The sequence below is a fragment of the Halomonas sp. A020 genome, assembly GCF_027943625.1.
In the GTDB taxonomy this organism is placed as follows: domain Bacteria; phylum Pseudomonadota; class Gammaproteobacteria; order Pseudomonadales; family Halomonadaceae; genus Vreelandella; species Vreelandella piezotolerans.
The window spans coordinates 3,704,516-3,716,916 of record NZ_AP022850.1; the positions used below are offsets into that span (position 1 = coordinate 3,704,516).

A 12,401-nucleotide genomic window follows, 5' to 3' on the forward strand; every position below is an offset into this window, starting at 1 on the left:
CGGTTCCTGAAAAAACGGACTGAACAAAAGCGCAGACGCGGTCTGGCTGAGTGGCGTGCAAAGACGCCACCTCGAACACTCATCACAGAGGCTCAACACGATAGACCGCGCCTAAACGCACACAGGATAGCGGAAAAGCAAAAAGCTGTATATCCAGCCATATAGATCGAACGGCCTACGCCTGCTCTGCCGCCCACAATGCCTCGATGAGACCGCGGCTAGACGCATCCATACGAGCGATATCGCCCTCGCCATCGATGATGGCCTGGGTATCGGTGGCAATCTGCTTACCCAGCTCGACGCCCCACTGATCGAAGGGGTTGATGTCCCAAATGACGGCCTGAACGAAGACCTTGTGCTCGTAAAGTGCAATCAGCGCGCCCAACGTGGCGGGCGTCAACTGATCCAGCAGCACCGTGGTCGAGGGCTGATTGCCCCGGTATCGCTTGTGCTCGGGCCGTGGGCCCTCTTCGTCGAGGGCGTCATCCCCCAGCATCAGCACGCGGGATTGTGCAAAGCAGTTGGCCAACGCCAGGCGATGCTGAGCCTTCAAGTGGCGGCGGGTATCCGGCTCCTCTACCTCGTCGTAACGCTTCAGGGGAGCAATGAAATCGCAGACCACCGGTTGGGTGCCCTGGTGCAGCAACTGATAAAAGGCGTGCTGGGCGTTCGGGCCGAGCTGCCCCCAGAGTACCGGGCAGGTGGAGTAGTTGACTGCTTGGCCCTGTCGGGTGACCGACTTACCGTTGGACTCCATCTCGAGCTGCTCTAGGTAAGCGGCAAAGTACTCCAACCGTCCGTCGTAGGGCAGAATCGAGTGGGCGCGAATATCCAGAAAGTTGACGTTCCAGATGCCCGCCAAGCCCAACAGCACCGGCAGATTGTCGGCCAGCGGCGCATCGCGGAAGTGGCTATCCATAGCGTGGGCACCCGCCAACAGTTCTCGAAAATGCGCCATGCCTACCACCAGTGCGATGGGCAGCCCAATGGTGCCCCACAGCGAGTAGCGCCCGCCGACCCACTCCCAAAACATCAGCTGATGGTCAGAGGCTATCCCCCATTCACTCATCTTTTCAGGGCTGGCCGATACACCGATGAAATGCTGGCGCACGATCAGCGCCTCGCTGACCGGTTTGGCATGAGGGCTCGCGTCCGGCAGGTCGGCGTGCTGGGTGAGTCGCCCGATCAACCAGTCGCGGGCCGTGTTCGCATTGGAGAGCGTATCGATGGTGGTGAACGACTTGGACGACAGCACGAACAGCGTGGTCTCCGGGTTGAAACGGCTGAGGTAATCCGCCAGCTGCGAGCCATCCATGGTCGAGGCAAAATGCACCTCGACCGGATGAATATCCCGGGGCCGATAGTCCGATAGCGCATGGGTTACCATGAGCGGCCCCAAATCCGAGCCGCCCACACCTAAGTTCACCACGTGACGAATCGGCTTGCCAGTGGCCCCACGCCACTGGCCAGCGTGCAGGCGCTGCACCAGACGCTCCATCTGCGCCAAGCTGTCATGCACGGCCTCGACGATATCCTCGCCTTCCACGTCCAGGCTCGCATCCGCAGGTAAGCGCAAGGCAGTATGCAGCGCCGGGCGGTTCTCACTGACGTTCACCCGTTTGCCGCTCAACAGCGCCTCGATAGCGCCTGGAACACCCGCTTCGCGCGCCAGCGCCAGCAGATGCTCCAGCGTATCGTCGTCCCAACGCTGCTTGGAAAGATCGAGGGTCAGCCCCGCTACCTGACGCGTAAAGTGCTGCCAGCGTCCAGGGTCGTCCCCAAACAGGTTTTTCAAGTGAACGTGTTTAAGCGCTTGCGCATGCTGCTGTAACGTTTGCCAAGCGGGAAGCGTATCGGGAGTTGCTGTTGCGAAAGCCATGTGCCCTCTCCTGTGGCGTCGTTCCGTGAGGCAGGAATCTGAATGGATCAGGCCTGTTCTGCGATAACAAGGGCGCGTAAACTACGCAACCTCATTAACCATCCTGGCTTGCCCATGAGTGATGCATCTTACCGCGACGCTATCTTTTCAACACCCCTAGACAAGGTGGCTAGGTTCTCCTTTGATGAGCAGGTCGTCGCATGCTTCCCTGATATGATCCGCCGCTCGGTGCCCGGCTATGGCCAAATCCTGGGTATGCTGAGCCTGATTGCCAAACGCCATCTGCGCCACGGTGCCCACGTGTACGATCTGGGCTGCTCGCTGGGCGCCTCCGGCCTTGCCCTGGCAGGCGCCCTGCCCGCCGATGCGTTCCGCTATACCGGTATCGACCTTTCCCCGGCCATGGCCGTCCGCGCCAAGCAGACCTTTCTCGAGGAGTGCCCCGACCATGCGTTGCAGGTCGAAGAAGCCGATATTCGTACCTACGAGTATGCGCCGTCGGGGATGATCATTCTCAACTTTACGCTGCAATTCTTGCCCCCGGCCGACCGGGATGCGCTGCTCGAGCGCCTTTATGATGCACTGGAGCCCGGCGGCGTGCTGATTTTGTCGGAAAAGACCGTCGATGCCGACGAGCGCGACAATGCCTGGCGGGTCGAGCGCTACCACGACTTCAAGCGTGCCAACGGCTATAGCGATATGGAGATCAGCCAAAAGCGCACCGCGCTCGAGAACGTGCTGATTCCCGATACGCTCGATGCGCTGCACGAGCGCTTGTCGCTGGCGGGTTTCCCCCGCTCCATGACCTGGTTCCAGTACCTGAACTTCACCTCGCTGATCGCCTTCAAGGAGGGTTAAGGTGGCGCTACTCCCCGACGATCATCGCGTGCTGTATCAAGCGTTTCTGGACCAAGCGGCCCAGGATGCCTCGCTGACGCCTTGGCTGGCCAAACTCCCCGAGCAGCTCGCCAGCGGACTGGACCGCCAGCGCCACGGCGACCTCTCTGCCTGGGAAAAAGCCGTGGCCAAACTGCCGCCGCTGCCGGACGAGCGCCGTGTGGATTTGAACAGCGATACGCTGACAGTCGAACTCGAGCTCACCGACAGCCAGCAGCGCCAGTGCTTCAACCTGCTGCGCAAGCTGGCCCCATGGCGCAAAGGCCCGTTTAGCCTGGGGGGTATCGAGATCGACACCGAGTGGCGCTCGGATTGGAAATGGCAAAGGGTCTCCCCGCATCTGGCACCGCTTAAGTATCGCAAAGTGTTGGATGTCGGCGGCGGCAGCGGCTATCACGCTTGGCGGATGGCGGGTGCAGGTGCCGCTTTCGTGTTAGTGATCGACCCATCGCCGCGCTTTTACTGGCAGTTCCAGGCAGTGCGCCATTTCGTTGGCAACGCCGACGACGGCCGCACGCAGTTTCTGCCGGTGGGTATCGAAGACGTACCGGAGAACCTGGGTTTCTTCGATACGGTGTTCTCCATGGGCGTGCTTTACCACCGTCCATCGCCGCTCGAACACCTGCAGCAGCTAAAAGACGCTTTGGCCCCCGGCGGCGAGCTGGTACTGGAAACCCTGGTGGTGGAAGGCGACGAGCAGACCGTGTTCGTCCCCGGCGAGCGTTACGCCGCCATGCCTAACGTCTACTTTCTGCCCTCCTCCAAAGCGCTGTACCACTGGCTTTCGCGCTGCGGCTATACCAATGTGCGGGTCGTTGACGAAGCAGTGACGACACTCGACGAGCAGCGCTCCACCGAGTGGATGACCTACCAGTCGCTGGCGGACTTTCTCGACCCCCATGATCGCAGCCGCACCGTCGAGGGCTATCCGGCGCCGCGCCGGGCGGTGATTCTGGCAAACAAGCCGACGTAGGCAATCTCAGCGTCGCCTAACGCCGGAGAATCACCAGCCAGCGGCCTAGGTTCATCACGCTGGCCAGTGACGCGGCCACGTAGGTAAAGGCGCAGGCGGTGAGCACGTGGCGGGCACCGGCCATATCGGCGGGCGGGACGTACTCTTTGAGCAGCGGCAGCGCACGATTGAAGCTGGCATCGAACTCCACCGGCAGCGTGACGAGATGCACCAGCGCCGCCGTGCCGAAGCTGATCACCGCCATGGCAATGACCATGGCCAGCCCACCGGGTAACCGCGTGAGTAGGAAGAGAAAAGGCGCGGCCATCATCAAAATGGCGCCCAGCTTTTCGGCTTTTTGCGCCAACGTGACCAAGCGGCTGCGAGCCAGCAGCGGCGCGTAGCCTTCATGGTGCTGAATGGCATGACCCACTTCATGGGCGGCAACGGTCACCGCCGTGAGCGAGCGGCCATCGTAATGGTCGGGGGTCAAGCGCACGCAGCGCGATTCGGGGTCGTAATGGTCCCCCTGCTCGGTACGCTCGACTCGCACGCCCTCGACGCCCAAGCGGCGCAGCAGATGCTCGGCCAACTCCGCGCCGGTGCCCGGGTAGTCGTCACGCCCACGGGTATGGCGCTTCAACACCCACTTCGCCCACAGATTGGGCAAGACGAAAATGGCCAGTGCCAATACGACAAGAAGAATCAGCATCGCAACACCGCAGACCTGCCAGTTAGGAATACGCCAGCATCACCCTATCGATGGGTAATGAGAGGACCGTTCGAGTAGCGTTTCGTTATTCGAATAGGGTTTTCGATAATAGTTTTCGAGAATCGCTCTTCGAGAAACGCTCTTCGAGATTAGTTTTTATCACGAATGGCGGGGAAACACAGCTTAGGCAGGCTCGTTGCGATGTGCTTCCACATCACGCTGAACGGCCTGCAAGCCACGCGCCGAAATATCGCCTTGGGCGTGGGCGTGTTCGGCAATCAAAATGCTATCTGCCGCCAGAACGAGCTCACACTCGGTATGAGCTAACTCATCGCGCAAGCGCTGAATGGCGGCCTCCCGCTGTGGATTGTTATCGACACGACGTATGTAGATCGATTTGATCCGATCCGGGTAGGCTTTGACGACCTCCGTATAAACTTCGGGGTCATGTTGACCGCTGTCACCAATCAAGATGCAGGGCATGTCGTCGTATAACGCCAGCATACGATCGATGAGTTCTCGTTTGTGCGCTTCCGCTCGGCGGGGCCATGGTTTGCGCCAGGAGATGCCCCACTCGCGCAAAAACAGTATTGGCCCAATCGGAATCCGGTTCATTTGGAAAAAGGCTTCCAGCATCTCATAAATAGCCCAAGGACCCCGGGAGACGTATAGGATCGGGCGTTCACCCTTTTCGGTTCGGCCACGGTAAAGCGCTTGGTAGAGCGACGCCACACCGGGGAATGCCGTTCGGCGGTGCGGCTTACGCACGAACAACCGATAGAGCATTTTGAGCTTTTCCGCGACACCCGTGAACATCACCGTGTCATCGATATCGCTAATCACTAGCAGATCCGCTTCAGGAGGCGGAACATAGACCTCGACGCTGGTACGAACGGGTGGGTGTCCCTTGGCGCGCACCAAAATATCGGCGCGGTGCCAGGAAACGTCGACCGGCAAGGGCGTTTTGATAGGCAAGTGAGCATCAAAGTAGCCGTCGCGGTCGGTGGTCAAGCAGAGCTCGTTGTCGCCAATTCGTAGATCTACCTGGGCATTGGCGAGGCCACGACGAAAGACGCGACGCGCGACATCGGCGGTATCACGCAGCACGCCGCGCCTAGGAATGGCGCGACCGAGTGCCGCCTGGCGGAACACTCGGCCCATAACGAAAACTTCCTGCTGAGAGCCATAGCCACGATAGGGATGTACCATCACCCCACTGCGGCCGCTGTCCCGCTTCATCGGTTTTGCAATGACGTGGGCAAGCCTTTTGGCGAAGCTTGCCCACTGGTGGTACCACGCCATTAAGCGTGCTGACCTGAATGCCGCCCTTCCTGCAGCTCCTCCAGCAGTTTGGCGTTGAAGGCGTCCAGGTCTTTAGGAGTACGGCTGGTCACGAGACCGCTATCGACCACTACCGGCTCGTCGACCCAGTTGACACCCGCATTGCGCAGGTCTTGGGCAACGCTGGGCACGGAGGTCATCTTGCGCCCGTCGACAACGCCTGCATTAATGAGAATCCAAGGCGCGTGACAGATGGCAGCAACGGGCTTGCCCGCTTGGAAGAACGCTTTGACGAAGCTCAGCGCGCCTTCATTCAAACGCAGCTCGTCAGGGTTGAACAGACCGCCTGGGAGGACCAGGGCGTGATAGTCCGACTCGTGGGCATCGGCTAGCGCCTTATCGGCATCGTAAGTATCGCCCCAATCGGTTTCGGCCCAGGCGCGAATGCCCTTGCCTTCCGGGGACACGACATGCACCTCGACACCTTCTTTTTGAAGCGCCGCGCGAGGTACGCTCAGCTCAGACTCTTCGAAACCGTCGGTGGCTAAAATAGCCACGCGTTTACCGTTCAGTGCTTGATTCATCATGCTCTCCTTTTCGTGATGAGTGTGCGTTTACAACGCCTCTCCCAGTGTGGCGCATCTTATACAATCGTCAAGCGCAGATACCGAAATCGTCCAGCCGCTGGGCGCTTAAGCGTTGTACAACACGCGACCCAGCAGGCGCACATCGTAACCGCTCAGCGTACTGGCCCGCTGGGCAAAACGGGCCGTACGGGCAAACGCAAAGAGCGCCTGTACGGCAGGCTCGAAATAGCTGCGTCGATGCATCACTACATCGAACGACTCCTCTACGAGCGGGACGAACGCCAACTGCTGGCGCTGTGCCGCGGCCTGCATACCAAGACCGACATCGGCATCGCCCTGAGCGATGGTCAGCGCCAAGTCGTCTTCGCTGAGCGCAGGGTGCGCCGACCATCTCAGGGCTTCCGGAGGGATGCCCGCCTGCTCTAGCAAACAGCTCAAGAGTTGCGCGGCCCCGGCACCCGGCTGGCGATGGGCCAGCACGGCTTTGCGCTTGGCAATGTCGCCCACCGATTGAATGCCCAGCGGATTACCCGGAGCTAACAGCAGGCCCTGGCGTCGTGTGGCCCAGTGCAATACGATCAAATCGCGCACGCCCCCAAGGCCCAACGCGGCCGGTTCGTTATAGCGCCCGGAAGCTGCGTCCAGCAAATGAATTCCCGCCAGCATCGCCTTGCCCTCCAGCAAGCGGCGCACGCCGTCGCCACTGCCCTGACACAACGAGGCCAGATCGCTGCCACTTTCGCGCACGGCCCACTCCAACAGCGGGTCCTGGCTGCCCACCAACACGGGCGGCGGCGGCTGCCGCTGCGCTTGGTCGCCCTCCAAGTGGCTAAGCACCCACATATCGATGTGCTGCCGAGGAAACAGCAGCTTTCCCGTAGCACGGCTGCAGGGAATATGACCTTGTCGGACGAGGTCGTACACCTTGCGCTCTTTCAAACGCAAATAGTCTGCCACTTCAGCGGTGGTCAAATAGTCGTTCGGCATGGTTCATCCTGCATCCAACTGCGTATGACTGCATATATTTCAGCAACCAATGCATTACATCAAGTAAACGTACACTATGCAGCTTGACGAACATGCTGAATTTTTCTCTTTATTCCGCGGCCATCGCACTGGCGTGTGCGCAACCCGGTGCTATTGAATCAGGTCCTTATGGCAGCTAGTGATAATCCTTTCTACACGGCGCTCACGCTGATTCTGGGCATGGACTCGAACTTGATCGACATCGTGGCGCTTTCGCTGCAGGTGTCGCTGAGCGCCGTGCTGGTCGCCAGCGCTTTGGCGCTGCCGGTGGGTGCCGCGCTGGCGTTGTGGCGCTTCCCTGGTCGCAACGGCATGATCGTGGTGCTCAACGCGCTGATGGGGTTACCGCCGGTCGTGGCGGGTCTATGCGTCTATTTGATGCTCTCCAGAGCGGGGCCGCTGGGATCGCTTGGCCTGCTGTTCACACCCAGCGCCATGGTGGTTGCCCAAGTCATCCTGGTCTTTCCCATTATCGCTGCGCTGACACGCCAACAAGTGGAAGCCTTGCACCACGAGTATGACGAACAGCTTCGCTCACTCGGGCTAACGCCGCTACGCATGATGCCCACCCTGCTGTGGGATGCACGCTTTGGCCTGCTGACGGTCGTTTTGGCTGGCTTCGGCCGTGCCAGTGCCGAAGTGGGTGCGGTGATGATCGTCGGTGGCAATATCGATGGGGTGACGCGCGTGATGACCACCAGCATCGTGCTGGAAACCAGCAAGGGCGATCTGCCGTTGGCACTCGGCCTGGGCATCATCCTGCTGGCGCTGGTCACGCTGATCAACGCGCTGGCCCATGCGGTCAGTGAAGCGGCCAAGAGGCGATTAGGATGAACGCACCGCTCACTTCCTCCTCTCTCACCCCACTGGCCGATGTGCCAGCCCTGCACTTTCAGCAGGCGAGCTTTACCCACCGCGGCCACGCCCTGTTGGTGCCGACCACGCTCACGCTGTCCGGCTGTCAGCGCACGCTCATCATGGGGCCCAACGGAGCGGGTAAAAGCCTATTCATGCGCTTGGCCCACGGTCTGCTCAGCCCAAGTAGCGGCCAAGTCCGTTGGGAGGGCAAGCCGCCGGTGCAGGCCATGGTGTTCCAGCGGCCGGTTCTGCTACGCCGCTCGGTGATCGATAACTTGCGCTATGCGCTGGCCGTCAAAGACGTGCCACGCCCAAAACGCCAAGCGCTCGCCCTGCAAGCGTTGGAAAAATTTGGCCTTGCCGCACTGGCCAAGCGCCCTGCCCGGGTGCTGTCGGGCGGCGAACAGCAGCGTCTAACCCTGGCCCGCGCTTGGCTGCTGAACCCCGCCGTGCTGTTTTTGGATGAACCGACCTCGGCCCTCGACCCTGCCGCCATCAAGGCCGTCGAGGACGCGGTCAACGAATTTCACCAGAGCGGCACGCGCATCGTGATGACGACCCACGACTTGCACCAGGCGAAGCGGCTCGCCGATGACGTGCTGTTCATGTATGGCGGACAGGTATTGGAACACACCCCCGCCGAGCGTTTTTTCGACGCCCCGACCTCTTCCCAGGCCAGGGCGTTCATCCGGGGCGAGCTGGTTTGGTAAGCCCCACCCAGCGTTGAACAAGACCCAAAGGAGCAGACCGTGAACAAAACCACCACGCTAATCACCGCCAGCGTATGCACGACCGCCTTGGCCTGGAGCGCTTCGCTACTCGCGGATGACGATTTCATTACGCTCGCCTCTACGACCTCGACCGAAAACTCAGGACTGTTCGACGCCATCATTCCCACCTTCACCGAGGCCACCGGCATCGATGTGCGCGTGGTGGCCGTCGGCACCGGACAGGCGTTCGAAATCGGCCGCCGTGGTGATGCCGACAGCCTTCTGGTACATGATACGGCAGGCGAGGAGCAGTTCGTGGCGGAGGGTTACGCTACGGAGCGTTTGGACGTGATGTACAACGACTTCGTGATCGTAGGACCCAGTGACGACCCGGCGGGCATCAGTGACAGCGAGAGCGTTGCCGACGCCTTTGCACGTATCGCCGAGAGCGAATCACCGTTTGCCTCACGCGGCGATGATAGCGGTACGAACCGCGCCGAGCTGCGTTTGTGGGAAGATGCGGGCGTGACGCCCCAAGGCGAGTGGTACCGGGAGCTGGGCAGCGGTATGGGCCCGACATTGAATACCGCTGCGGGTATGGACGCTTACACCTTTACCGACCGTGCCACCTGGGTCGCGTTCGATAATCCGCAAAACCTCACGCTGCTGTTCGAAGGCGACGAGGCGCTGTTCAATCAGTACGGCAGTCTACTGCTCTCGGAGGAGCGTCATCCGCACTTGAAGCACGATTTAGCTGCCCAGTGGCACCAGTGGCTGGTCTCTGAGGAAGGCCAGCAGGCGATTGCCGACTTTAAAGTAGACGGCCAACAGCTGTTTTTCCCCAACGCTGAGTAAGCCTATCGACAAAGCGCCAGCCCGCATTGAACGGGCTGGCGCAGGAATCACCCTCGGTTCAACTGGCGATCCACATCTTTTCGACCGAGCGAGTCGCTACCTCTCCCGGCACGTCGACATACCCCCGCACGTTGGCACGATTGGCCGAAATCGAATCCATATACAGCGGTGCCACGGTGCTACCCTCCTGCTGATAGAGCACCTGAATGTCATGGTACATCTGACGCCGCGTGGCCTCGTCCTGTTCGCCGCGCGCCGCGATGATCAATTGATCGAGCTGCTCATTGGCCCAGCGCGCTTCGTTCCACGGCGCGTTGGATAAATTGACCATGGAGAGATAGGCATCCGCCGTAGGGCGGCTCGACCAACCGGACGCGCAGAATTCGTGCTGACGCCACACTTCCGACCAATAGCCATCGGCGGGTACGCGATTGACCTCCAGCGGGATGCCTGCGCGCTGGGCCGACTGTTGGTAAAGCTCCGCTGCCGAGACCGCCCCTTCGAAGGTAGCGCCATCCGCAGTACTCAGCCGAATGGGCCTGTCCATACCCGATTGACACCAATGGTGAAGCGCTTTGTCAGGATCGAAGGCATGGCTGGGAAGGTCGGTGGTGAAATAACGATTGCTGGGGAACAGCGGCGTATCGTTACCTACTTGGCCATAGCCTTGCACCAGCAGATTCAACAGCTGCTCTCGGTCGAGGGCGTATTTCATGGCCAAACGAACGTCTTTGTTATCGAAGGGCGCACGATCAGCCAAGCCAGGAAACGTCACTTGGAAGCTGCCCGAATTACGGTTGATGGTGAGCGATGACGCGCCCTCCAAACGGCTGACGATGCTCGGCGTCACGCGGTTGACGAAGTGCACCGACCCACTCATCAGCGCCGCCACCCGGGCGGTGGCATCGTTGAAGGCGCGGGTTTCGACGCTATCGACGAAGGCACGATCCGACTTCCAGTAGTTGTCGTTGCGCTTGACCAGGGTACGCACGCCCGGCTCGAAGCTTTCCAGCACGAACGGCCCGGTGCCGATGCCCTCATCGAAATTGGCACCTGCCGGCGTGATGGCAAAGTTTACCTCTCCCAGCAAATACGGCAGATCCATATTGGGGGCAGAGAGCGTCATGACCACGTCGTGGCTGCCACGGGCGGTCAGCTCGATGATCTGCTCCATGTAGCCCTTCACCGCCGAGGGCGACTCCTCGGCACGGTGATGGTTCAGCGAGTACACCACGTCCTCCGCAGTGAGGGTCTTGCCGTTGTGGAACGTCACCCCTTGCCGCAGGGTAAACACCCAGTGCGTCGCATCGTTCGTTTCCCAAGACTCGGCCAAACCGGGCGCCAGCGACCCGTCATCGTGAAGTTCGGTCAGGGTGTTAAACAGCTGGCGCCCCACGTGGTACATGTACTGCTCGAAGTAATAGGCCGGGTCCAGGCGGTCGCTGGTGGAGGCATTGTCAATCGCCAAAACCAGGTGCCCGCCGCGTTGCGGAGTGACCTCCGTTTGCGCGCTCGCCCAGCGTGGCAGCAGTAGCCCGCCCAAAGCGCTGGCAGACACCGACAGCGCGGCGGAGTGCTGCAGAAACTGGCGCCGTGTCACGCCTGCCGCACGCCCCTCACCGGGCAAGTTCGTTGCTTTCTTCATGGGGTGATTCATCCTCTGCAATCAATAACAACCAGCGATTAGCGGCGTACCGCGTCGGCCAACTTGGCAATATGCTCCGGGCCAATGCCACAGCAGCCGCCGATCATGGTGGCCCCCGCCGCCTGCCAGCGCTTGGCGAAGTCGGCGTAGGCGTCTGGCCCTAGGTCATCGCGCATATCGCTCACACCGGCATTGGCGGCGATGCGGTTGCTCTGCGGCACGAAGCTATTGGCGTACACCCCCAAACGCAGCGTGGCCCCTTTGGCGTCCATGGCCGCCTGCGCCTGGCGTAGCGCCTCTTCCATCACCTCGGCTTGGCTACAGTTGAACAGCAGCGCCTCGCCACCCGCCTCGAGCACCGCACTCACCGCCACCGCTACTCCCTCGCCGGAGCGCAGCGCGCAGGGCAGTTCGCCGTTTTCGTCGGCGTCTTGCAAGGTGAACGAGAACCAGCGCGGACGAGGATCGTTCCCCAGCGCGGTGGCCACCGCTCGAGCCTCCTGCGTGGCGCTCAGCGTCTCTGCCAGCCACACGTCCACGTAAGGGGCCTGCCCTTCGATCAGCGTCGCCAACAGCTCGGGCGCGCGCTGGGCATCGAAGAGCGCCGGCTGATAGGAGCCGAACAGCGGCGGCAGCGATCCGGCGACGGTCACCGCCTCCCCCGCCACGCTGTCACGCGCCAACTTTCCCGCCAGCGTCGCCAGTGCCAGGCCGCGCTCGGCAAAACACGCCTCGCCAATATGAAACGGCACGACGGCATAGGCATTGGTGGTAATCACCTCGGCGCCCGCTTGGATGAACGCGCGATGCGCTTGGGTCACACACTCGGGGGCTTCCATGAGCGCCAGCGCCGACCACTCCGGCTGGCGAAACGGCGCTCCCAGCCGCTTTAACTCACGCCCTAAACCACCGTCCAATAGGGTTAACATCGACTCTGGCTCCTTGGTGTCTCGATTCAGCTTTACCTAAAAGTTGACGCCGCAGAGCGGCGTCAACAAG

At 61.1% G+C, this 12,401-nt stretch carries 12 protein-coding genes; 5 read left to right on the top strand and 7 right to left on the bottom strand.

The genetic code is table 11. The features are described from left to right. Positions 1-175: 175 nt before the first annotated feature. Positions 176-1,879: a glucose-6-phosphate isomerase gene (gene pgi, locus FRH_RS17450; protein ID WP_281997334.1), complete on the bottom strand. Its 1,704-nt coding sequence runs from the start codon at positions 1,877-1,879 to the stop codon at positions 176-178. A gap of 114 nt (positions 1,880-1,993) precedes the next feature. On the opposite strand from pgi, the gene cmoA reads away from it, so the two are divergent. Beyond that, positions 1,994-2,737, top strand: a complete 744-nt coding sequence (gene cmoA / locus FRH_RS17455) for a carboxy-S-adenosyl-L-methionine synthase CmoA (protein WP_281997335.1) — start codon at positions 1,994-1,996, stop codon at positions 2,735-2,737. Between the two features lies 1 nt (position 2,738). Continuing rightward, on the top strand, positions 2,739-3,749 hold the full coding sequence (cmoB, locus tag FRH_RS17460; RefSeq protein ID WP_281997336.1) for a tRNA 5-methoxyuridine(34)/uridine 5-oxyacetic acid(34) synthase CmoB: 1,011 nt from the start codon (positions 2,739-2,741) through the stop codon (positions 3,747-3,749). A gap of 16 nt (positions 3,750-3,765) precedes the next feature. On the opposite strand, the gene FRH_RS17465 is transcribed toward cmoB, so the two are convergent. The 4 genes from FRH_RS17465 to FRH_RS17480 all read right to left on the bottom strand — a co-directional run bounded on the left by FRH_RS17465 (position 3,766) and on the right by FRH_RS17480 (position 7,295). Further along, on the bottom strand, positions 3,766-4,440 hold the full coding sequence (locus FRH_RS17465) for a zinc metallopeptidase (RefSeq protein ID WP_139527088.1): 675 nt from the start codon (positions 4,438-4,440) through the stop codon (positions 3,766-3,768). 183 nt (positions 4,441-4,623) lie between these two features. After that, the gene (locus FRH_RS17470; RefSeq protein ID WP_281997337.1) at positions 4,624-5,742 is read right to left on the bottom strand and encodes a phosphatase domain-containing protein; all 1,119 of its coding nucleotides are present in this window, start codon (positions 5,740-5,742) and stop codon (positions 4,624-4,626) included. Continuing rightward, a complete protein-coding gene (locus FRH_RS17475; protein WP_281998177.1) occupies positions 5,742-6,305 on the bottom strand; it encodes a type 1 glutamine amidotransferase domain-containing protein in 564 nt (187 codons plus the stop codon). The genes FRH_RS17470 and FRH_RS17475 overlap by 1 nt, the downstream gene beginning before the upstream one ends. 108 nt (positions 6,306-6,413) lie before the next feature. Beyond that, complete coding sequence (locus FRH_RS17480; RefSeq protein WP_281997338.1) at positions 6,414-7,295, bottom strand: helix-turn-helix transcriptional regulator; 882 nt, start codon at positions 7,293-7,295, stop codon at positions 6,414-6,416. 168 nt (positions 7,296-7,463) lie between these two features. Here FRH_RS17480 and FRH_RS17485 point away from each other — a divergent pair, with 168 nt between their 5' ends. Genes FRH_RS17485 through FRH_RS17495 form a run of 3 tightly spaced genes read left to right on the top strand, consistent with a single transcriptional unit; the run spans position 7,464 to position 9,757 of the window. Next, complete coding sequence (locus FRH_RS17485; protein WP_281997339.1) at positions 7,464-8,168, top strand: ABC transporter permease; 705 nt, start codon at positions 7,464-7,466, stop codon at positions 8,166-8,168. Next, positions 8,165-8,902, top strand: a complete 738-nt coding sequence (locus FRH_RS17490) for an ATP-binding cassette domain-containing protein (RefSeq protein ID WP_139527083.1) — start codon at positions 8,165-8,167, stop codon at positions 8,900-8,902. The genes FRH_RS17485 and FRH_RS17490 overlap by 4 nt, the downstream gene beginning before the upstream one ends. Positions 8,903-8,941: 39 nt before the next feature. Further along, positions 8,942-9,757, top strand: a complete 816-nt coding sequence (locus FRH_RS17495) for a substrate-binding domain-containing protein (protein ID WP_139527082.1) — start codon at positions 8,942-8,944, stop codon at positions 9,755-9,757. A gap of 58 nt (positions 9,758-9,815) precedes the next feature. Here the strand turns inward: FRH_RS17495 and FRH_RS17500 are convergent, their stop codons facing one another. Both FRH_RS17500 and FRH_RS17505 read right to left on the bottom strand, forming a co-directional pair. Beyond that, positions 9,816-11,402 carry an ABC transporter substrate-binding protein gene (locus FRH_RS17500; RefSeq protein ID WP_281997340.1) on the bottom strand — a complete coding sequence of 529 codons (1,587 nt, stop codon included), beginning with the start codon at positions 11,400-11,402 and terminating at the stop codon, positions 9,816-9,818. Positions 11,403-11,440: 38 nt separating this feature from the next. Then, entirely contained in the window at positions 11,441-12,331 is an 891-nt protein-coding gene (locus FRH_RS17505) for a homocysteine S-methyltransferase family protein (RefSeq protein WP_281997342.1), read from the bottom strand. Between the last annotated feature and the right edge of the window lie 70 nt (positions 12,332-12,401).